This is a genomic window from Glycomyces tarimensis (assembly GCF_054776215.1).
Map to the genome: position 1 here is coordinate 102,961 of NZ_BAAHCB010000021.1, position 21,051 is coordinate 124,011.

Consider the following 21,051-nt stretch of genomic DNA (forward strand, 5'->3'; position numbering starts at 1 on the left):
CTCAGCGAGCCGCCGGGAACAGGGCGGTGCTACGCATGCTCGCACCACCCGCCGCGGCTGCCGTCCAGCGGTGCGGTGATCACACCTGCGACTGTTCACCCGAGGAGCAGGCGGCCGTCGAAGCTCGTGCGCAGGTTCAGCGGCTCCCCGAGCACCCGGCGGGCTCGAACGCGCCGCTCTCGGTGCAACGCGACTTCTTGACCGATGCATGGCGGGGCCTGACCGCGGCCGGACCCGCGATCGCCCGCGCGGCACGACTGGTCGCCGACGCGATCACCAGCCCTTCGCAGCTGCCCGCCGTACTGGCGGCGATCGGGGCCTGTGCGGGTTGCTCGTAGAAGCAGCATCGAGGCCGAGCTTCGAAGCTTCAGCGGCCAGCGCGAGTCTCCACGACCGTGTCGATCGACGCTGTGGTCGCATGGCGGCCGGCCCTCGCAGCGAAGAAAACCTGAAACAGGATTTGGCCTGGAGTGCACTCCAGGTTCTAGCGTCGAGGGCATGATGACACGAACACTCGGCAGAAGCGGCATCGAAATCAGCGGGCTCGGCATGGGCTGCTGGGCCATCGGCGGTCCGTTCTTCAACCCGGAGGGGACCGCCCTCGGCTGGGGCGCGGTGGACGACGAGGAGTCGGTCCGCGCCGTCCGCCGCGCGCTGGACCTCGGCGTCACCTTCTTCGACACCGCCGATGTCTACGGCGCCGGACACAGCGAGCGCGTCCTGGGCAGGGCCCTGGAGGGCCGCCGGGACCAGGTCGTCATCGCGACCAAGTGGGGCAACCGGTTCGAGGAGGACACCAAAGTCCTCACCGGGCCCGGTCATGGACCCCGATACCTCCGCGAAGCGGTAGAGGCGTCCCTGCGCCGACTCGGCACCGACTACATCGACCTCTACCAGTTCCACCTCAACGACCACCCCGTCGACAGTGCCGCAGAGCAGCTCGACACGCTCGAAGCCCTGGTCGAAGCGGGCAAGATCCGCGCCTACGGGTGGAGCACCGACTTCCCCGACCGCGCCGAGGCGTGGGGAAACGGCGGCGAGCACTGCACCGCCGTCCAGCACGACTTCTCGGTCATGAAGGGCGGCAAGACCGACGTCGTCGAGGTCTGCGAGCGGCTGAGCCTGGCCTGCATCAACCGCGGCCCGCTGGCGATGGGCCTGCTCACCGGCAAGTACACCGCCGAGACCAAGCTCGGCCCCGACGACATCCGCGGCAGCGGCGGCGAGAAGACCCTGTTCGAGGACGGCCGGCCCGCCCCCGAGTACCTGGCCCGGTTCGAGGCCGTCCGCGACGTCCTCTCCAGCGGCGACCGTACCCTAGCCCAGGGCGCGCTCGGGTGGCTGTGGGCGGTCAGCGACGCCACCGTCCCGATCCCCGGCTGCCGCACCACCGCCCAGGTCGAGGAGAACGCAGGGGCCCTAGAGAAGGGGCCGCTCACCGCCGCTCAGGTCGAGGAGGTCGCGAAGCTCCTGGCGGCTACATTCTGACGATCGCAATGTCGCAGAAGCGCGCGGCGTCGCTGTCGAAGTGGAGCCGCGCGCCTTCCCTCCCGCGGTCGGGCTTCGCCCCGCAGCACCTCGCGAGCTTGCGCAACGTCACTATCGCGAACCTGAAAGCCATTGGCGGTCAAGGCATCACCGCGCTGGGCGACCGTATCGCGAACCACCCCTACACACTGCCGCTGGAAATTCTCGGGCTCGCCGTCATCGAACCGACCTATCAACCGAGACGACTTTGCTTATGCCCTGGATTTCGGTCCGTCCTCGCCTGGAGGCAGTCATGACCACGCCGCCCGCCGACACCGTGACCGCGATCCGCGCCTTCTCGACAACGGTGGGCACCGGCGAAACCGAGGTCGTCTTCGACACCGGGCTTACGCGCCAGACCGGCGGCGACACGGCCTCGATCTGGACGTTCTCGGAGACGAAGATCCACGCCGTCGAAATGGATTACACCGACGACGACGATCACCTCACCTACCACGTGTTCGACCGCGCGACGGGCGCAATGGACATGGAGGTTTCCGTCCCGATCAAGAACAGAGGTCAACGTAAGTTACCTTGGCTGGTGGCGCATGGCAGCTCGACCTGGACAATAGACTGTGCGATGAGTGAACGGGTTCGAATTACGTCCTCGCTCCTGTCAAGGCACCCGCTCCGTTCAGGTCAGATCGCTCGAGTCCGGAGCCGCATCCCTGACTTCCGGGCGTTCGCGATCAAGCGCTTGACACTTCGGTCTCCGATGCCATACTGGACAGCGAGGGTCTTCTGCGGCACGCCGTGGTTGTACGCCATGACAATAGCTTCACGCTGTTCAGTCGTGAGCCGCCGATTGAGCGGGCGCGGCGGCACCGGCGGCGCATCGTCAAGGGCAGGATCGCAGTCGGAACGCGGCTCCCATGAGGGCCCTGACTCCGAGATCCAGGGCTCGGCAGGCTCCGCGAGGCGATCTAGTGCGGCATCTACCTGCGGGTTGGGTTCGCATAAGCGTGCAGTACCTCCACAACGAATCGATGTATGTGGATCCCGAGATGTGACGGTCGCCCTGCACTCCGAAGTTCGCCAAAGAACTGCCTGACACTCCCGGTGCTACTCGCGGAGGTGGTCGACCAGCCCGGCATCGTAGGCGAGGATCGCGGCCTGCACGCGGTTGGCCAGGCCCAGCTTACTGAGGATCATGCTGACGTGTCCTTTGACGGTGCCTTCGGTGAGATGGAGGTCGGCGGCGATCTGCGCGTTGGAGGCACCCGAGCCAACGAGGCTCAGGACCTCGCGCTCGCGCTCGGTGAGGTCGCCGATGCTGCTGCGCGCGGCCGGTCCGCGGGCCAGCCGGCTGCTGTTCATGTGGCTGATGATCCGGTGGGCGACCTTCGGCGAGAGGAAGGCGGCACCGTCGGCCGCGGCGCGGACGCCCGCGATGATGTCCCGGGGGCCGCCGGTCTTGAGGAGGAATCCACTCGACCCGACGGCGATCGCGTCGGCTATGTACGCGTCCTGACCGAACGTGGTCAGCATGATGACCGCCGTATCCGGCATGGTCCGCCGGATCTCTTTGGCCGCACTGATGCCGTCGAGCCGCGGCATGCGAATGTCCAGGACCGCGACCCGGGGCCGGTGCCGCTGCGCCAGCGCGACGGCCTGCTGCCCGTCAGCGGCCTCGGCGACGATCGCGATCCCGGGTTCGGTGGTCAGAATCGCCCGGATGCCCGCCCTGGTGAGCGCATCATCGTCGGCCAGGAGCACGCTGATCATACGAACCTGCCCGAAGTGGAGGCCGTCGAACGGCCAGTGCCGGACGGTTCGGCGTCCATCGGCAGGCGGGCCTCGACGCTGAATCGGCCTTCCTCGCCGGCGCCGACTCGGAAGGTGCCGCCAGCCAGGCGCACCCGCTCGTGCAGTCCGATCAGACCGCGTCCGCTCGAACTCGGCCGCGTCGAGTCCACCGATCCGGGCGAGCGGTCGTTGCGCACGCTGATGGCGATTTCCCCTGCGCGGTACTCGAGGTCCAGGCTCACCGCCGCACCGGGGGCGTGTTTCGCGGCGTTGGTGAGCGCCTCCTGCACCACGCGGTGGGCCGCCCGGTCGATGAGCGGCGGCAGCGCGGCGGGCCGCCCGCGGGTGTGCAGATGAACGTCCATGCCCGCCGAGCGGGCGCGGGCGATGAGGTCATCGATGCTCTCGTTGACCGGGCTCGTCGGCGACGGATCGGCATCGGCATCGAGGATGCCGATGATCTCCTCCAATCGGTCGGAGGCCTTCGCGATGGCCCCACGCAGGTCCTGAGCCGCAGCCCGGTGCGCGTCGTCTAGCCCTGGCGCCATCTCCAGGGCACCCGCTTGCAGGGCCGCGAGACTGAGGTGGTGGCCGAGCGAATCGTGCATCCCGTGCGCGATTCGCACGCGCTCTTCGCTGCGTCCGCGTTCGGCGCTTGCCATCCGCTCGCGTTCACGCCGGGCAGCGCGCTCTAGGGCCCAGCGACCCAGTGCCCACGGCATGACGACGCTGCCGGCGACTACTTGACGAAGTGTTCGGAGAGGACTTTCTCGGGACAGAATTACACCACCTTTGGCCCCGGATATGGCGACAAACGGCCCGCGACGGATTCACGTCGCGGGCCGTTTTGGCTGGTGGGCGCTACTGGGTTCGAACCAGTGACATCTGCCTTGTAAGGGCAGCGCTCTACCGCTGAGCTAAGCACCCTGGGCACGCCGAACGGGCGCACCGAGCCTGAAAAAGGGTACCTGAACGCGGACTTGGGCGCGAGTCCAGGGCCGGGGGTCGTAGCCTGGCTGGATGGTGGGGAGTGACTGGTCGGGCTATCTGGGGCGTTTCCATGAGCGGCGGCCCGGGATCACTGAGCGCGTGCTCGGCCGGTCGAGCGACAGCGGTCAGAGTCCGTACGAGTGGCTGGCCGGCGGCGTGGGGGACGGCCCGGTGGTCGATGTCGCCTGCGGGAGCGCGCCGCTCAGGAACTTGGTCGGCGAGCTGGAGTATTTGGGCTTCGACTCCTCGGAGGCCGAGCTCCGGGTCGCTCGGGAGCGCGGTGCGGCCGTGGCGCTGGCTCGGGCCGAGGCCCTGCCGCTGGCGGGAGCCTCCGCCGGCACCGTGGTGTGCTCCATGGCCTTGCAGGTCATCGAGGGCATTGACGCCGCGGTGGGGGAGACGGCGAGGGTGTTGCGGCCCGGTGGACGGCTGGTCGCCTTGGTTCCCGTGACCGGGCCGGTTCGATTGCGGGATTGGCCGCTGCTGTCGGGGATGGTCGGGGCGCTCGGGCGTTCGCCCGAGTATCCGAACGCGGCCTCGCTGCGCGAGCCCTCCCGGTTGTTCGCCCGCGCCGGGCTCACGCTCGTCAGCGACCAGCGGCGGCGTTTCGGCTACCGGTTCGCCGAGCGTGCGGATGTGGACGCGTTCTTGGCGTCGATGTATTTGCCCGGTGTCTCCCGGCGCCGCCTTCGGGCGGCTCGGCGGTGGCTGCGGGCATGGAGGCGCGCCGGGGCGGAGGTCCCCGTGCCGATGCGGCGGCTCATCGCCGTGCGGTGAGTCGGTGCTCACGGAATTCCGGGCTTTCGGGTGTCGTTGCAGCTTCCATGCGCGTTGATATTTGGTCCGACATCGTCTGCCCCTGGTGCTACGTCGGCAAGGCCCGGTTCGACAAGGCGATCGAGCAGTTTGCCCACGGCCCGGAAGTCGAGGTCCGTCTCCGCTCCTTCGAGCTCGACCCCCGCCGCGGCCCCGAGGAGACCACCCAGGTCACCGCGATGCTCGCCGAGAAGTACGGCACGAGCCTCGAGCAGGCCCGGGAAGGCGAGCAACGCCTGCGCGAACTCGCCGCCGCCGAAGGCCTCGACTACCAGGCCGAGGGCCGAGAGGTCGCCGGCACCTTCGACATTCACCGGCTGCTGCATCTGGCCGCCGAGCGCGATCTCGCCTCCGAGGCCTGGCAGGCCTTCTACACCGCCAACTTCGCCGACGAGGCTTCGTTGTTCACCCGTGAGCGCATTGTCGCCGTCGCCGTCTCCGCCGGGCTCGCCGATGAGGACGTCACCGCCGTCCTCGACGACCCCGAGCGCTACCGCGACGCCGTCCGTGCAGATGAGGCCGAGGCCGCCGGCATCGGCGCCACCGGCGTCCCGTTCTTCGTCGTCGACGGCAAGTACGGGATCTCCGGCGCCCAGCCCACCGAGGTCTTCACACAGGTCCTCGACAAGGCTTGGGCCGAAAGGCAACCCAAGCTGACGAACGTCGTCGGCACCGAGGGTTCGGGGGCATGCGGTCCGGACGGTTGCGCCGTTTAGTCACCGACTGGCCGAATCGTTCACGTGAGGTCTGCTCCCGGAATATCCTGGGGCGAATCCCGCTCACCAACGAGGAGGACACCATGCCGATGGACCGCGAGACACAACTGCGTCTGATCAACCTGCGCGATGACACCGGCGTGCTCTCGCTCTACGTCAACGCCGACCCCAAGCAGGAGGGGTCGCAACCGCCCTGGAAGACCCGTCTCGAGAAGGGCGTCAAACAGCTCCTCGAGACGGTCGAGGGACCCACCCGGTCAGCGCTGGACCGACGACTCCACGAGCTGGAACTGGAGATCGAGCAGCTCATCCGGCCCGGATCGCCGGGGATCGGACGGGCACTGTTCATCCCGTTGAGCAACGGCGAGACGTTCGACGTCCAGATGCAGACGCCCCTGACCGACCGGGTCGCGCTCGCGCCCCGCTCGCACATCGCCCCCATGTACGCCGCCTGGTCGGAAGGCTCGCCTGCGGGGATCGCCGTCGTCGACGGCCAGGGCATGCGCATCCTCGACTCGCGCTTCGGCCTTTGCGAGGAGATCTCCGTACTCGCCTTCGAGCTCGCCACCGAGGAATGGCGCGAACTGGCCGGACCCGCTCCCCAGAAGAGCGCCTGGGGCAAGAAGGAGGGCCAGTCCTCCTCCTCGCAGCGCGACCTGTTCGATTTCCGCATCGGCGAGCACCTCGCCCGGTTCCTCGCCGCCGCGCACACCACGCTGGAGACGCACGTGGCCACCTTCGGCTGGGAATACCTCGTCGTCACCGGCGAGCCCGAGCTGGTCGAGGCGGCCTCGAAGTCGCTCGACAACTCGCTGAAGACCGAGGTGGTGCCCACGCAGCTCGTGCTCAGCCACGCCACCCCGGCGCAGATCCAGCAAGCGCTGGCGCCCGAGATGGCCGAGGCCCGCCGCCGCCACGACGAGCGGCTCGCCGCCGACTTCGCCGAAGCCCCGCCGAAGGCCGCGTTCGGTTTCGAGGCGGTGACGGACGCGCTTCAGAACGGCCGGGTCGACCGGCTGCTGCTCGAGCGCGACTCGGTGTGGAGCGGCGAGCGCATCCCGGCCGGAGCGGTGCTCGCCGACGGGATCGTCCCGGACGACCCGGACATCGCCACCGCCGTCTCCGAAGCGCGGCTGGGGGAGCAGATGATCGAGATGGCGATCGGCACCGACGCCTCGGTGTCGATCCTCAGCGACGGCGTGCACCTGCCGGAGAAGGCGGGCGGCGTCGGCGCGTTCCTGCGCTGGTAGGAGTCGCTGGATCTCATAGTTAGGCTATGCTAACCTAATATCGGCAGTTCGCTTAGGGCCGCGGGTTTCTCACCTCCCGCGGCCCTGATCTGTTTCTCCGCCCTGTGTCCGGCGTCATCCGACCTCCCGTGCGCCAAGGCCTTCCCGTGTGTCCCGGTGGATGCTACCGTTAATTCATCACATGATGAATTGTGATGTGCGGCCACCACCTCAAGGGAGACGGTCATGTCGAACCGGCAGGCAACAGTCATCGTCGTCGGCGCCGGGCCCACCGGCCTCCTGCTCGCCGGCGACCTCGCCGAAGCGGGCGTCGAAGTCGTCATCCTCGAGAAGCGCGGCGCCGAGCTGTCGAACCTCTCGCGCGCCTTCGGGGTCCACGCCCGCACCATGGAGATGCTCGACGCACGCGGCATCACCGACGACCTGCTCGCCCTCGGCGGCTCCAAGCTCGGCCGCCTGCGCCTGTTCGACCACGCCCACCTGCACCTGTCCGAACTCGACAGCCGCTTCAACTACCTCCTGGTGACCCCGCAGTACAACGTGGAGGAAGTCCTGCGCGAGCGCGCGCTCAACGGCGGAGCGCGCATCGTCTACGACGCCGAGGTGACCGGCATCGACCAGAGCGACGACGGCGTCACCGCCCACACCGGAGCCGGCGACTTCGCGGGGCGCTACCTGGTGGGCGCGGACGGGGTCGGCAGCGCCGTCAGGCAGGCCATCGGCATGCCCTACCCCGGCGAGGCCGTCCTGCGGTCGATCATGCTCGCGGACGTCAAGTTCACCGATCCGCCCGAGGACAACCCGGTCGTCCAGGGGGGCCTGGGAACCTTCTGCTTCATCGCCGGCTTCGGCGACGAGTACTGGCGGATCTTCGCCTGGAACAGCGCCGACCAGAAGTCCGACGACGAACCGGTCGACCTCGAGGAGATCTCTGAGGCCGCCAAGCGCACCTTCGGCACCGACTTCGGCATGCACGACCCGCGCTGGATCTCCCGCTTCCACTCCGACGAGCGCCAGGTCCCCTCCTATCGCGACGGCAACGTCTTCCTCGCAGGCGATGCGGCCCATTGCCACTCCCCGGCGGGCGGTCAGGGCATGAACACCGGCCTCCAGGACGCCGCCAATCTGAGCTGGAAGCTCGTGGCCGTTCTCAACGGCGCGCCCGCCGAACTGCTCGACACCTACAACGCCGAGCGCCACCCGGTCGGCGAAGAGGTCCTCGCCACCAGCGGCGCCCTCATCCGCCTCGCGGCCACCCGCTCCCGGCTGAAGCGGACCGTCGGGACCAACCTCGCCGGCGTCGCCCTGCGCGTCAAGCCGATCGCGCACCGTGCCATGGGCATGATCAGCGGCATCGGCATCCACTACGGGCGTTCCCACGGCGACCACCGCCTCGTCGGCCACCGCGCCGAGGACGTCGAACTCCAGGACGGCACGCGCCTGTACGAACGCCTGCGCGGCGGCGCCTTCGTCGTCCTCGACAGCGCCGCCGACGACGATCGCGCCGCGATCGCCGCCACCGCCGAACCCGACGGCGTCACTCGTGTGGTCCGGCCCGACGGCTATATCGGTTGGGCCGGCGACGACGACCCCGACGCGATCGCCGCCTACCTCGACGCCCACGCGGGCCGCTCCTGACAGGACGGAAGCGCCTGAGACCGGGAAATGCGAGCACTGATCGTGTAGTTGCCTTGCGCGACAGCCGGTGTTCGCGGGACGTTCATGATGTGAGGCTTGCTCAATCGTCTCTTTTGTCGTGAACTTTCTCTGTACCCTGTTCCTCCTGAGATCAGGAGCTTCCATGAGAAAAGTCCTCAGTAGACGAAATGTCCTCGGCGCGGGCCTCGCGCTCGGCGCCACCGCCGTCGCGAACACCGCCCTCACCGGCACCGCGCACGCCCAGGACGCCGCCGGGCACGGCGCTCTCATCGGTCCGCCTTCGGGCGACCGGATCCACCTGCTCACCTTCAACCTTCGCTACGAGGGTGGCAACCCCTCCCCGCACACCTGGGAGGAGCGCCGCCCCCGCGTCAAGACGGTCCTGCGCACCGAGCAGCCCACCATCCTGTTCACTCAGGAGGGCCTGTACGGCCAACTCCAGGACGTCCTCGCCGACCTCCGCGGCTACGACTGGGTCCACCTCGGACGCCTCGGCGGCTCCCAGAGCGAGGCGACGGCGATCATGTGGGTCCGCGACCGCCTCAAGGTCCTCGAGTACGACCACCTGTGGCTGTCCGACACGCCGCGACTCATCGGCTCCAAGGGCTGGGGCAACAACGTCGTCCGCATGCTCACCTGGGTCCGCTTCGAGGACCTGCGCACCGGCCGGGACTTCTACGTGGTCAACAACCACTTCGACCACCAGTCCGAGGACTCGCGCCAGAGGGGCGCGCACATGAACCTCGAGGTCATCGCCCCGTGGGACGCGCCGGTCATCGTCGCCGGCGACTTCAACAACACCCCGGACACCGCGATCCACCGGATCCTCACCGACGGCGGGCTCGTCGACACGATGCTCGATGCCGAGCAGCAGGTCACGCCCGTCTACGGCACCTGGAACGGCTGGGACCCGGTCCCCAGCGAGGAGGCCAGGCGCATCGACTGGATCATGGCCACCCCCGACGTCCGCATCCACCAAGCCGGCGTCAACACCTACTCCAAGAAGGGCCTCACGCCGTCCGACCACTGGCCGGCGCAGGCGCTGATCTCGCTCTAGCGACCGATGCCGAGGCGGCCGTCGAATGCGGCCGCCTCGGGCCGTTCACGACACAATCACCGCCGCAGACGCTATCGTCGCAGGCATGGTCGCCCCGGAAGATCGGCTCGAACCCGACCGCGACACGCCGCTCATCGGCCCCGCGCGCGGACCCCGAATCCACGTGATGACCTACAACCTCCGCGCCGCCACCGGCACCGCGCCGCACTCGTGGGGCAAGCGCCGACCGCTCGTGAGGACCCTCCTGAGACGCGAACGCCCCACGGTGCTGTGCACACAGGAGGGACGGTTCCGCCAGATCCTCGACCTGAAGGCCGATCTCGACGGCTACGACTGCGTCCACCTCGGACGCGGCGGCGGCAGCCGCAGCGAGGCCACCGCGATCTTCTGGGACGAGCGGCGGCTGACGCCGGTCGAGTACGACCACCTGTGGGTCTCCCGGCGCCCGCACGTCATCGGCTCCCGCAGCTGGGGCAGCCATACCGTCCGCATGCTCACGTGGGTCCGCTTCCGCGATCTGGAGACCGGCAAGGAGTTCCACGTGGTCGACAACCACCTCGACCACCGCTCCGAGCGCGCCAGGCGCAAGGGCGCCGAACTCAACCTTCGCGTCATCGCCGACTTCGGCTCCCCGACCATCGTCGCCGGCGACTTCAACTGCAACCCGGACTCCAAGGCGTACGAGATCCTCGTCCGCGGCGGCCTCATCGATGCCTGGGACGTCGCCGACGAGCGCCTCACCCCCGCCTGGAACACGTTCAACGGCTGGCGGCCCGGCCCGGTCGAAGGGAGCCGCCGCATCGACTGGATCCTCGTCCAGCAGGGCCTCGCGGTCCACCGCGCCGCCGTCAACAGCTTCGCGGAGGACGGCCTGACGCCGTCCGATCACTGGCCGGTGCAGGCGCTGGTGAGCCTCAGGTAGCGAGGAGCTCGCGGATCTCGGCGACCGCGGCCCTCCCGGCCCGGCTGGCGCCGATCGTGCTCGCCGACGGCCCGTAGCCCGCCAGGTGGATGCGAGGATCCGCCGCGACGCGCGTGCCGTCCATGGCGATGCCGCCGCCCGGTCCGCGCAGCTTCAGCGGCGCGAGGTGGTCGAGGGCGGCCCGGAACCCGGTGGCCCACAGGATCACGTCGGCGGTGAGGAAACGGCCGTCGTCCCAAGCGACGCCGTCCGTTTCGATGCGGTCGAACATCGGCAGCCGATCGAGGACGCCCGCCTCGCGCGCCGCCTCGATCTCGGGGGTCACCGGCAGACCGGTGACGCTGACGACCGACTGCGGGCGCAGGCCCCGGCGCACCCGCTCCTCGACCTTCGCGACGACCTTGCGGCCGTATTCGAAGTCGAACTCCTCCTCGAGCCATTCGGGTGCGCGCCTGGTCGCCCAGTGGGTCTCGGCGGCGAGCGGATGGATCTCCATCAGATGCTGGACGGCGGAGATGCCGCCGCCGACGACCACGACGCGCCGGCCCTCGAACTCCCAGGGGCCGCGGTACTGGGCGGTGTGCAGTTGGTGCCCGGCGAAGCGCTCCTGGCCGGGGTAGTGCGGCCAGAACGGCCGCTCCCACGTGCCGGTGGCGTTGACGAGCGCCCTGGCGATCCACACGCCCCGGTCGGTCTCGACCGCGAGGCGCTTGTCGGGCAGCGACCTGACCGACCGCACCGACACCGGCCGCTGGACGCGCAGGTCGAAGGCGCGCTCGTACTCGGCGAAGTATCCGGGGATGACGTCGGCGACGGGGGTGGACTCGTCGGGCTCGGGCACCGGCATGCCGGGCAGTTGATAGACGCCGTTGACGGTCGTGAAGGTGAGGGTCGGCCAGCGGAACTGCCAGGCGCCGCCGGCGGTCGGGGCGTGGTCGAGGACGGCGAAGCCGGTCTCCGGTTCGAAGTGCCTGCGCAGGTGGTAAGCGGCCGACAGGCCGGCCTGCCCGGCCCCGACGACGACCACTGCGACCTCGCGCCTCATGCCAGGTGCAACCCGGCGGTGCCGGGAGCGAATTCCCGGGCGTGAGGGCCCTCACGACTCCGGGGCGGGGAAGCGTTCCGCCGCCCTCAGCCGAGGGACAGCGCGCGGGTGAGGACCGAGACGGAACTGACGACCAGGAGCGCGAGGACGACCTGCCGGAACCGCTCGGCGTTGAGCCGCTTGAACAGGCGCTCCCCGGCGACGATGCCGATGAGCAGACCCGGGACGCCGATCAGGAGCGTCTGCCCGACGGCCGGTGTCAGCTGCCCGCTGACGGCGAAGCCGGCCAGCGCGGTCAGGCTCGTGGCGGCGAAGGACACGGACAGCGTCGCGCGCTGGACCCGCGGCAGCAGGCCGAGCCCCTGCGCGGCGGCGACCATGGGCGGGCCGTCGATGCCGGTGGCGCCGTACGAGGCCCCGGCGAACAGGCTCACCCCGGCGAGGGTGGCCATGCCGCCGCGAAGGACGGTCTTGCGCCACACGATGAACATGCCGAGCAGGACCACCGCGGCGATGACGAGCATGAGGGCGTCCTCGGGCAGCACGTTGAGCGCCCACACCCCGAGCGGTACCCCCGGCACGCCGAAGCCGAGGATGACCGCCAGCAGGCGGCGGTCGATGTGCTCGCGGTCCCTGACCGCGATCGAGATGCTCAGCGGCGCGGCGATGATGCCGGCGACGACCACCGCCGTGACGGGATCGAGCAGGAACGCCAGCGGCGGGACCGAGACGAGCGCGAACCCGAAGCCGGCGGTGGTCCGCACGACCGAGGCGAGGGCGAGCACGGCGAACACGCCGATGAAGATGAGCACGGGGGGAGGCTTTCCGGGAGGCGGGAGGCGGGAGGTGGTCCAGGAGAAAAGGGGCGGACCGTACGGTCCGCCCCTGATCGATCGATGCGGCTACTTCGCGAGCAGGCCCCGCAGGACGTACTGGAGGATGCCGCCGTTGCGGTAGTAGGCGGCCTCTCCGGGGGTGTCCAGGCGGACGACGGCCGCGAAGGTCTTCTCCGTGCCGTCGGGAGCGGTGGCCCGCACCGTCACGCTCGGCGGGATGCCGTCGTCGATCGCGGTCATGCCGCTGATCGAGATGGTCTCCTCGCCGGTCAGGCCGAGGCTCTGGTGCGACTCGCCCTCGGGGAACTGGAGGGGCAGGACGCCCATGCCGATGAGGTTCGAGCGGTGGATGCGCTCGTACGACTCGGCGATGACGGCCTTGACGCCCAGCAGGCGCGTGCCCTTCGCGGCCCAGTCGCGGCTGGAGCCGGTGCCGTACTCCTTGCCGGCCAGCACCACCAGCGGCGTCCCGGCCGCGGCGTAGTTCTGGGCGGCGTCGTAGATCGTCGACACCGGGCCGTCGGCCTGCGTGAAGTCGCGCGTCCAGCCGCCCTCGGTGCCGGGGGCGAGCTGGTTGCGCAGGCGGATGTTCGCGAACGTGCCGCGCACCATGACCTCGTGGTTGCCGCGCCGCGAACCGTAGGAGTTGAAGTCCTTCGGTCCGACGCCCTTGGACTTCAGGTAGTCGCCGGCCGGCGAGTCGGCCTTGATCGAACCGGCCGGGGAGATGTGGTCGGTCGTCACCGAGTCGCCCAGCTTGGCGAGCACCCGGGCGTCCTCGACGTCCTCGACCGCGGTCGGGTTCGCCGGCATGCCGTCGAAGTACGGGGCCTTGCGCACGTACGTCGAGTCGTCTTCCCACTCGAAGGTGTCGCCGGTCGGGATCGGCAGGCTCCTCCAGGTCTCGTCGCCGTCGAAGACGGAGGAGTACTCCTCGAGGAACATCTCGCGGCCGATATTGCCGTCGACGACCTCGCGGATGTCCTCGAGGGTCGGCCAGATGTCGCGCAGGTACACGTCCTGCCCGTCCTTGCCCTTGCCGATCGGGTCGCTCGTCAGGTTGACGTCCATCGTCCCGGCGAGCGCGTACGCCACGACCAGCGGCGGGCTGGCGAGGTAGTTCATCTTCACGTCGGGGTTGATGCGGCCCTCGAAGTTGCGGTTGCCCGACAGGACCGAGGTGACGGCGAGGTCGCCGGACTGGACGGCCTGGGAGATCTCCTCCGGGAGCGGCCCGGAGTTGCCGATGCAGGTGGTGCAGCCGTAGCCGACCAGGTTGAACCCGAGCTTGTCCAGGTAGGACGAGAGCCCCGCCCGCGTCAGGTAGCCGGTGACGACCTGCGAGCCCGGTGCCAGCGAGGTCTTGACCCACGGCTTGGAGGCCAGGCCGGCCTCGACGGCGTTCTTGGCCAGGAGCCCGGCGCCGACCATGACGTACGGATTCGAGGTGTTGGTGCAGGAGGTGATCGCGGCGATGACGACGTCGCCGTGGTCGAGCTCGAACACGCCGTCGTCGGCCTTGACGGTCTGCGGGTTGTGCGGGCGGTCGCCGTTGGGCGTGACCGCGGGGGAGTCGGAGGCCGGGAAGGACTCCCAGCTGCCCTCGTCGATGGTGACGTAGTTGCCCACGTCGCGGCGCCACTGGTGGTCGGCCCGGTCGAGCGCGATGCGGTCCTGCGGGCGCTTGGGCCCGGCGATGGAGGGCACCACGGTCGACAGGTCGAGCTCGAGGTACTCGGAGTACGCGGCCTCGCGGCTCGGGTCGTGCCACAGGCCCTGGGCCTTGGCGTAGGCCTCGACCAGCTCGATCTGCTCGGGCGAGCGACCGGTCAGGTGGAGGTAGTCGACGGTGCGCTCGTCGATCGGGAAGATCGCGCAGGTCGAGCCGAACTCCGGGCTCATGTTGCCGAGCGTGGCGCGGTCGGCGACCGGGACGCTGGCGACGCCGTCGCCGTAGAACTCCACGAACTTGCCGACGACGCCGTGGTCGCGGAGCATCTCGGTGACGGTGAGGACCAGGTCGGTGGCGGTGGCCCCGGGCGGCAGGTCGCCGGAGAGCTTGAAGCCGAGCACGCGCGGGATGAGCATCGAGATCGGCTGGCCGAGCATCGCGGCCTCGGCCTCGATGCCGCCGACGCCCCAGCCGAGGACGCCGATGCCGTTCTCCATGGTCGTGTGCGAGTCGGTGCCGACGCAGGTGTCGGGGTAGGCCTGGCCGTCGCGGACCATGACCACGCGGGCGAGGTGCTCGATGTTGACCTGGTGGACGATGCCGGTCCCCGGCGGGACGACCTTGAACTCGTCGAAGGCGGTCTGGCCCCAGCGCAGGAACTGGTATCGCTCGCGGTTGCGCTCGTATTCGCGCTCCACGTTGCGCTTGAAGGAGTCCGGGTGGCCGAAGAAGTCGACGATCACTGAGTGGTCGATGACCATCTCGGCGGGTGCGAGCGGGTTGACCTTGCTCGGGTCGCCGCCGAGGTCGCGCACGGCCTCGCGCATGGTGGCCAGGTCGACCACGCACGGGACGCCCGTGAAGTCCTGCATGATGACGCGACCGGGCGTGAACTGGATCTCGGTGCTGGGCCTGGCGGCCGGGTCCCACGAGCCGAGCGCGCGGATGTGGTCGGCGGTGATGTCCGCGCCGTCCTCGTTGCGCAGCAGGTTCTCGAGCAGGACCTTGAGGCTGTACGGCAGCCGGTCGTGGCCCTCGACCTTGTCGATGCGGAAGATGTCGTATTCGTTTTCGCCGACCCGCAGGGCCTCGCGGGCGCCGAAGGAGTCCGTGCTCACCATCTAGAGCTCCTGATTCTGATCTGGGTTGTCGGACTCAGTCTGCCGCAGCGTCAGGCATCGGCGACGGAGGTCGGCCGGGAGGGGAGCGGCGGCACAGAGCCCGAATAAGTAAACAGTACGTCCGTCTTATTTAACGAGTGCAACCTTACCACGCCGATTCTAGGCGGCGGCGATCGCCTGATCTGGGAAAGGGAGGACACTCGCACCGGAGAGGTTAAAGGCCGGCGGCGGCGGGCGGTTGGTGTGCGGTGTTGATCGCCGCCGCCGGCCCGGTGCGGTGGATATAAGCCTTAATTCGGACTATACGCGGGGGGATTTCGGTCCCTGCACGCACCCTGACCTTGGCATGTGTACCAGCGAATACTCCATACAGTGGGGACTCCGTCGCCAAGTCGGGCCGAATCATGGCTCGCGAGCGTCGCCAAGCTAGGCCAGATCATGGCTCGCGAGCGTCGCCAAGCGGGGTCCGGCCTCGCGCTGAGCGGCGAGCCACTGCTCGACCTCGTCGGCGCCGCGCGGGAGCCCGGCCGAAAGATTCTCGCAGCCCTCGGCGGTGACCCGCACGTCGTCCTCGATGCGGATGCCGATACCGCGCAGCTCCTCGGGCACGAGCTCGTCGTTGGGCTGGAAGTACAGGCCCGGCTCGACGGTGAACACGTGGTTCTCCTCGACCCGGCCCTTGTAGTAGTGCTCGGGGCGTGAGGCCGCGCAGTCGTGGACGTCGAGGCCGAGCATGTGCCCGAAGCCGTGCAGCGTCCAGCGGCGGTAGACCAGCGAGTCCTTGGCGAGCGCCTCGTCGACCGAGACCGGCAGCACGCCCAGGTCGGACAGGCCCTCGGCGAGGACCCGCATGCACGTCCGGTGGATCTCCTGGAACTCCGTGCCCGGCTTGATGACGTCCATGCCGGCCTGCTGCGAGGCGTGGACGATGTCGTAGACCTGCCGCTGGAGCGGGGTGAACGAGCCGCTCACCGGGAGCGTGCGGGTGACGTCGGCGGTGTAGAGCCGGTTGTTCTCCACGCCCATGTCCATGAGGATGAGCTCGCCGGGCGTTGTGCGCCCGTCGTTGGTGATCCAGTGCAGCACCGTCGCGTGCGAACCGGCGCCGACGATCGAGTTGTAGCCGACGCCGTTGCCCTCCAGCCGCGCCCGCGTGCCGAAGACGCCCTCGATGAGGCGCTCGGGAATCGACCCGGTGGCAGGCAGGATCCGCGCGACGTCCTCGAAGCCGCGCACCGTCGCGTCGATCGCCTCCTGGAGCTGCGCCAGCTCCCAGGCGTCCTTGGTCAGCCGCAGCTCCGAGAGCACGGCGGCCAGCTCGCCGTCGCGCGTCAGCGCCGGCCTGCCCTCCGCGTCGGTGGCCTCCTCGGCCTCGAAGCAGGCGTCGATCTTCGGGTCGATGCCGCGCAGCACGCGGGCCCGCGAGCGGCTCACCCCGTCGAGCACGGCGCCGAGGCCGTCGATGTCGCGGCACTCGATCCCGAGCAGCGTGGCGGTCTCCTCCAGGGAGTTCTTGCGGCCGACCCACAGCTCCCCGTACTTGGCCGAGCGGAAGAACTCGTCGGAGTCGGTGCCCTTGCGGGGCCTGCGGTAGAGCACCGCGTCGTGGCCCGCGCCCGTCGGCTGCATCACCAGCACGCCCTCGGGGTCGAGGTCGCCGGTCAGCCACGCGTAGTCCGAGCCGGGCCGGAAGTGGAAGAAGGTGTCGTTGGCGCGCACCTGCTCCTCGCCGGTGGGCACCACGATCACCTCGCCGGGGAACGCGGCCGAGACGGCCTCGCGCCGCCGCGCGCAGTACGGCGCCAGATCGAGCTCGGTGACGTCGAGATCGGAAGGGCCCCAACCCGAGCGCATGAACTCCAGGAATTTCTGGGGGAACTTGGGGTCGTGCGGCCGTTCACCGGACTTCTTCTCAGCCATGCCTGGTCCTTCTCTACAGCTCGGGTTTCAAGCGTTCCCTCTGACCGTACCTCTGTGGTCGGGGCGCAAATGCGGTCATGTCGGGTGCCGCCCGAGCGCCGCGCCCCGTTAATCTGTGACCGTGACCGATCGCGCCAATTCGTCGCTCAATCCTCCATCCGGAGCGGGGGCGGGCTCCCCGCGTTCGAGCATCTCCCTGCCCGCCGAGCAGATCGAGCAGATCCGCCGGCTCGTCGCCGTGGGGAGAGCCGATTCGGTCGCCGACTACGTGATCGCGGCCGTCGCCGAGCGCCTCGAACGCGACCGCTCCCTGAGCGAGCTCCAAGACCTGTTCGAACGCAAGGGGCAGGCGCCCGGCGCCGAGCACCTGGCCTGGGCCCGCGAAGTCCTCGGCGTCAACGACGACGAAGGAGAGGGCAAGAAGTGATCGGTGGCCGAATTCTGGACGTGTCGGCCATCGTGGGTTTCGCCACCTCCATGCCCTACCCCCAGGCAGTGGTGTTCACCGCGCTCGAGCAGAACGTGGTGCTCGCCATTCCCTCGGGCGCGCTCGCCGAGGCATGGGCGCAGGCGCGCCGCCGAGACCGTGACGCCCTGCTGGTGCTGCTCGGCCTGCCGGTCACGGTGGTCATGGACCTCGATAAGAAGTCCGCCCGCGACGTCGGCCTGATGCTCTCGCGTTCGCGCCAGCACGGCAACATCGCCGCCGGGCACGTCGCCTGGTGTGGTCTGAAACGCCCCGGCTGGCCCATCGTGACCGGTGAGCCGAAGACACTGCTGGCATTCGACTCGGGCCTGGAGATAGACCAGCTGCCATAGGGGTAGCCCCCGGAGGGAGAAGCATGAACGCCGTACAGGAGACGAAGCCCATGACCGAGGTCGGCCCGCTCGACTACAAGCCGCGAAAGTCCCGGATCGGAGCGTGGGCCGGTGCCATCATGTTCGCCGGCTCCTTCTTCGCGCTGTCCTTCTCGCTGGGCGCCCGCACCGAAGGCGGCGGCACGGTCCACCCCGCCGACCAGGCCGCCATGATCGGGCTCGGCGTCATCGGCGCCGCGCTCATCCTGTCGTTCCTGCGCCTGCGGGTCCGCGCCGACGAGCACGGCGTCGAGATCCGCAACGTCGTCGCCACCCACCGCCTGCCCTGGGAGCTGGTCGCCGACGTCTCCCTGCCCGAGCGCGTCCAATGGGCCACCCTTGAGCTGGCCGACGACGACGAGATCTCGATCATGGCCATCCAGATCACCGACAAGGAGCGGGCCGTGGCCGCCATCAAGCACCTGCGAGCGCTGCTCGAACAGTCGCGCAGCTCATAGCCGGGGTCCTTCAGGCGCCAGCGTCCGTAGCGTGTGGCTATACTTGACAGTTGTGCGTGCCTTCGGGCGGCGCACCGTAAAGCGGAGCCCAGCTCCCACCCGCAGCCCCACGGGCGAACGGGTCGCACACGACACCTCACCCGAGGCCGTCGTGTCATGGAAATGGGCCTTGGCTGTGCGCCGAGGCTTTTTTGTTGGGAACTGGGGCCTGCTGCGTGGACGCGTTACCCGGCGCGGACATGAGAATCGAGAAACGACCACGGGTCGCCGGTGCGAGGCACCGGCGAGAATCGCGAAACTAGGAGGCCCCATCAGCGATTTGCGCGTTAACGACCAGATCCGGGCACGGGAAGTGCGGCTGGTCGGCCCGCAGGGTGAGCAGGTCGGCATCGTGTCGATCGACAAGGCCCTGCAGTTGGCCGCCGACGTCGACATGGACCTGGTCGAGGTTGCGCCCACCGCCCGACCGCCGGTCTGCAAGCTCATGGACTACGGCAAGTTCAAGTACGAGTCCGCTCAGAAGGCCCGTGCCTCGCGCCGCAACCAGCAGCAGACCGTCATCAAGGAAATGAAGCTTCGGCCGAAGATCGACACGCACGACTATGAGACCAAGAAGGGTCACATCGTGCGCTTCCTCAAGGCCGGCGACAAGGTCAAGATCACCATCATGTTCCGCGGCCGCGAGCAGTCGCGCCCCGAACTGGGACGGCGCCTGCTCGACAAGCTCGCCGACGAGATCGCCGAGCTCGGCTCCGTCGAGTCGGCCCCGAAGCAGGACGGCCGGAACATGGTCATGGTGGTCGCACCGCACCGCCCGAAGGGCGATGTCAAAGGCGGCGGCCGCAAGGGCGGCCGTGACCGCGAGGTCGAAGAAGAAGCCACCGCGGAGTAGACCGCCCACGTGCCGTGAGCGACAGCGGGCGCCCGGCGCCCGCTCCAGCCGCGGCCGTTGAACGATGAGGAGAAGCACGATGGCGAAGATGAAGACCCACAGCGGCACCAAGAAGCGGTTCAAAGTCACCGGTTCCGGCAAGCTGATGCGCCGCAAGACCGGCAAGAACCACCTGATGGAGCACAAGACCTCCAAGCTCAAGCGCGGCAAGGACGGCCGCACCGAGGTGGCGAAGGCCGACCAGAAGCAGGTCAAGAAGCTGCTGGGCCGTTAGCTCCCCCCGTTGACTCACATCCGCTTTATCGCAAGGAGAAAGAACTGTGGCACGCGTTAAGCGTTCGGTGAACGCCAAGAAGAAGCGTCGCACCGTACTCGAGGAGGCCAAGGGCTACCGTGGCCAGCGCTCCCGCCTGTACCGCAAGGCCAAAGAGCAGCTGCTGCACTCGTACACCTACTCCTACCGGGACCGCAAGGCCCGCAAGCGCGAGTTCCGCAAGCTGTGGATCACCCGCATCAACGCGGCCGCCCGCGCCAACGGCATGAGCTACAACCGCTTCATGCAGGGCCTGAAGCTCGCCGAGGTCGAGGTCGACCGCAAGATCCTCGCCGAGCTCGCCGTCAACGACGCAGCCGCGTTCACCGCGCTCGTCGAGGTCGCCAAGGCGGCGCTGCCCGAGGACGTCAACGCACCCGTCGAGCAGTAGATGACCGACGCCGAACCCGGGACGGACGCGCTCACGCCGCGATCGTCCCGGGTTGTCGCTGCCCGGAAGCTCCAGCGCCGGCGCGGCCGCGACAAGGCCGAGCGGTTCCTCGCCGAAGGCCCGCAGGCCGTGCGCGAGGCGATCGGGGCCGGCGTCGTGGACGACCTGTTCTACACGATCGACGCCGACGTCAAGCACGACGACCTCGTCGACGCCGCCCACGCGGCCGGCGCGCACCTGCACCCGGTCACCGACGAAGCCCTGGAGTCGCTGGCCGAGACCGTGACTCCGCAGGGGCTCATCGCGGTCTGCCGGTTCCTCGACCAGCGCCTGCCGCCCGCAGCGAAGCTGGTCGCGGTGCTCCACGGCATCACCGACCCCGGCAACGCCGGGACGATCCTGCGCGCCGCCGACGCCGCCGGAGCCGACTGCGTCGTCTTCGGCACCGACTCGGTAGACCCCTACAACGGCAAGTGCGTGCGCGCCTCGGCCGGCAGCCTGTTCCACCTGCCGGTGATCCGCGGCGCCGACACCGCCGAGATGCTCGACGTGTTCAACGAGACCCAGATCCTCGCCGCCGACGCCGGAGGCGACGACCTGTTCGCGCTCGGCGCGAACGGCGAGCTCGACGCGCCGACCGTCTGGTTGTTCGGAGCGGAGGCCCACGGCCTCGACGACGCCACCGCCGCGCTCGCGCACCGCCGCGTCGGCGTCCCCGTCTGGGGGAAAGCCGAGAGCCTCAACCTCGCCGTCGCCGCCGGAGTGTGCCTATACGAGAGTGCCTCCGCGCAGCGCAAGAGGATATGATCGGACCATGTCGTACAGCAGCCGCTCGTTTATCCAGCCCGCCGGGTGCGGGCTG

At 69.2% G+C, this 21,051-nt stretch carries 23 protein-coding genes and 1 tRNA gene; 16 read left to right on the forward strand and 8 right to left on the reverse strand.

Annotated features, from left to right (window positions below):
* The first annotated feature begins 35 nt into the window (after positions 1-35).
* From ACYVK3_RS17460 to ACYVK3_RS17470, 3 genes are all read left to right on the forward strand, one after another.
* The gene (locus tag ACYVK3_RS17460) at positions 36-338 is read left to right on the forward strand and encodes a hypothetical protein (protein ID WP_460498610.1); all 303 of its coding nucleotides are present in this window, start codon (positions 36-38) and stop codon (positions 336-338) included.
* A 160-nt stretch (positions 339-498) separates the two neighbouring features.
* Positions 499-1,488, forward strand: coding sequence for an aldo/keto reductase (locus tag ACYVK3_RS17465; RefSeq protein WP_460498611.1), 990 nt, complete (start codon positions 499-501; stop codon positions 1,486-1,488).
* Between the two features lie 8 nt (positions 1,489-1,496).
* Positions 1,497-1,784, forward strand: coding sequence for a hypothetical protein (locus tag ACYVK3_RS17470; protein ID WP_460498612.1), 288 nt, complete (start codon positions 1,497-1,499; stop codon positions 1,782-1,784).
* A gap of 382 nt (positions 1,785-2,166) precedes the next feature.
* Here the strand turns inward: ACYVK3_RS17470 and ACYVK3_RS17475 are convergent, their stop codons facing one another.
* The 4 genes from ACYVK3_RS17475 to ACYVK3_RS17490 form a co-directional block, all read right to left on the reverse strand.
* A complete protein-coding gene (locus tag ACYVK3_RS17475; protein WP_460498613.1) occupies positions 2,167-2,352 on the reverse strand; it encodes a sigma factor-like helix-turn-helix DNA-binding protein in 186 nt (61 codons plus the stop codon).
* Positions 2,353-2,589: 237 nt separating this feature from the next.
* A complete protein-coding gene (locus tag ACYVK3_RS17480; protein WP_460498614.1) occupies positions 2,590-3,252 on the reverse strand; it encodes a transcriptional regulator in 663 nt (220 codons plus the stop codon).
* A complete protein-coding gene (locus ACYVK3_RS17485) occupies positions 3,249-3,995 on the reverse strand; it encodes a sensor histidine kinase (protein WP_460498615.1) in 747 nt (248 codons plus the stop codon). Before ACYVK3_RS17485 ends, ACYVK3_RS17480 begins: the two co-directional genes overlap by 4 nt.
* A 130-nt stretch (positions 3,996-4,125) precedes the next feature.
* Positions 4,126-4,200: transfer RNA gene (locus tag ACYVK3_RS17490), tRNA-Val, on the reverse strand.
* 93 nt (positions 4,201-4,293) lie between these two features.
* Here ACYVK3_RS17490 and ACYVK3_RS17495 point away from each other — a divergent pair.
* From ACYVK3_RS17495 to ACYVK3_RS17520, 6 genes are all read left to right on the forward strand, one after another.
* Positions 4,294-5,040 carry a class I SAM-dependent methyltransferase gene (locus tag ACYVK3_RS17495; protein WP_460498616.1) on the forward strand — a complete coding sequence of 249 codons (747 nt, stop codon included), beginning with the start codon at positions 4,294-4,296 and terminating at the stop codon, positions 5,038-5,040.
* A gap of 47 nt (positions 5,041-5,087) precedes the next feature.
* The gene (locus ACYVK3_RS17500) at positions 5,088-5,795 is read left to right on the forward strand and encodes a DsbA family oxidoreductase (RefSeq protein ID WP_460498617.1); all 708 of its coding nucleotides are present in this window, start codon (positions 5,088-5,090) and stop codon (positions 5,793-5,795) included.
* 83 nt (positions 5,796-5,878) lie between these two features.
* The gene (locus ACYVK3_RS17505; RefSeq protein ID WP_460498618.1) at positions 5,879-7,045 is read left to right on the forward strand and encodes a VLRF1 family aeRF1-type release factor; all 1,167 of its coding nucleotides are present in this window, start codon (positions 5,879-5,881) and stop codon (positions 7,043-7,045) included.
* Between the two features lie 225 nt (positions 7,046-7,270).
* Complete coding sequence (locus ACYVK3_RS17510; RefSeq protein WP_460498619.1) at positions 7,271-8,683, forward strand: FAD-dependent monooxygenase family protein; 1,413 nt, start codon at positions 7,271-7,273, stop codon at positions 8,681-8,683.
* A 163-nt stretch (positions 8,684-8,846) separates the two neighbouring features.
* Complete coding sequence (locus tag ACYVK3_RS17515) at positions 8,847-9,761, forward strand: endonuclease/exonuclease/phosphatase family protein (protein WP_460498620.1); 915 nt, start codon at positions 8,847-8,849, stop codon at positions 9,759-9,761.
* Between the two features lie 85 nt (positions 9,762-9,846).
* Complete coding sequence (locus ACYVK3_RS17520; protein ID WP_460498621.1) at positions 9,847-10,683, forward strand: endonuclease/exonuclease/phosphatase family protein; 837 nt, start codon at positions 9,847-9,849, stop codon at positions 10,681-10,683.
* Here ACYVK3_RS17520 and ACYVK3_RS17525 read toward each other — a convergent pair.
* The 4 genes from ACYVK3_RS17525 to ACYVK3_RS17540 all read right to left on the reverse strand — a co-directional run bounded on the left by ACYVK3_RS17525 (position 10,676) and on the right by ACYVK3_RS17540 (position 17,277).
* A complete protein-coding gene (locus ACYVK3_RS17525) occupies positions 10,676-11,728 on the reverse strand; it encodes an NAD(P)-binding domain-containing protein (RefSeq protein WP_460498622.1) in 1,053 nt (350 codons plus the stop codon). The two genes, ACYVK3_RS17520 and ACYVK3_RS17525, sit on opposite strands and share 8 nt — an antisense overlap.
* 86 nt (positions 11,729-11,814) lie before the next feature.
* Complete coding sequence (locus ACYVK3_RS17530) at positions 11,815-12,540, reverse strand: sulfite exporter TauE/SafE family protein (RefSeq protein ID WP_460498623.1); 726 nt, start codon at positions 12,538-12,540, stop codon at positions 11,815-11,817.
* Positions 12,541-12,630: 90 nt separating this feature from the next.
* Positions 12,631-15,354: an aconitate hydratase AcnA gene (gene acnA, locus ACYVK3_RS17535; RefSeq protein WP_460498732.1), complete on the reverse strand. Its 2,724-nt coding sequence runs from the start codon at positions 15,352-15,354 to the stop codon at positions 12,631-12,633.
* A 429-nt stretch (positions 15,355-15,783) separates the two neighbouring features.
* Entirely contained in the window at positions 15,784-17,277 is a 1,494-nt protein-coding gene (locus tag ACYVK3_RS17540; RefSeq protein ID WP_460498624.1) for an aminopeptidase P family protein, read from the reverse strand.
* 121 nt (positions 17,278-17,398) lie between these two features.
* On the opposite strand from ACYVK3_RS17540, the gene ACYVK3_RS17545 reads away from it, so the two are divergent.
* From ACYVK3_RS17545 to ACYVK3_RS17575, 7 genes are all read left to right on the forward strand, one after another.
* Entirely contained in the window at positions 17,399-17,704 is a 306-nt protein-coding gene (locus ACYVK3_RS17545; RefSeq protein WP_460498625.1) for a hypothetical protein, read from the forward strand.
* 20 nt (positions 17,705-17,724) lie between these two features.
* Complete coding sequence (locus ACYVK3_RS17550) at positions 17,725-18,096, forward strand: hypothetical protein (RefSeq protein ID WP_460498626.1); 372 nt, start codon at positions 17,725-17,727, stop codon at positions 18,094-18,096.
* Between the two features lie 23 nt (positions 18,097-18,119).
* On the forward strand, positions 18,120-18,593 hold the full coding sequence (locus ACYVK3_RS17555; protein WP_460498627.1) for a PH domain-containing protein: 474 nt from the start codon (positions 18,120-18,122) through the stop codon (positions 18,591-18,593).
* A 319-nt stretch (positions 18,594-18,912) separates the two neighbouring features.
* The gene (gene infC / locus ACYVK3_RS17560) at positions 18,913-19,485 is read left to right on the forward strand and encodes a translation initiation factor IF-3 (protein WP_460498628.1); all 573 of its coding nucleotides are present in this window, start codon (positions 18,913-18,915) and stop codon (positions 19,483-19,485) included.
* Between the two features lie 79 nt (positions 19,486-19,564).
* On the forward strand, positions 19,565-19,759 hold the full coding sequence (gene rpmI / locus ACYVK3_RS17565) for a large ribosomal subunit protein bL35 (protein ID WP_460498629.1): 195 nt from the start codon (positions 19,565-19,567) through the stop codon (positions 19,757-19,759).
* Positions 19,760-19,805: 46 nt separating this feature from the next.
* The gene (rplT, locus tag ACYVK3_RS17570; RefSeq protein ID WP_460498630.1) at positions 19,806-20,189 is read left to right on the forward strand and encodes a 50S ribosomal protein L20; all 384 of its coding nucleotides are present in this window, start codon (positions 19,806-19,808) and stop codon (positions 20,187-20,189) included.
* Positions 20,190-20,996 carry a TrmH family RNA methyltransferase gene (locus ACYVK3_RS17575; RefSeq protein WP_460498631.1) on the forward strand — a complete coding sequence of 269 codons (807 nt, stop codon included), beginning with the start codon at positions 20,190-20,192 and terminating at the stop codon, positions 20,994-20,996.
* Positions 20,997-21,051 lie beyond the last annotated feature (55 nt).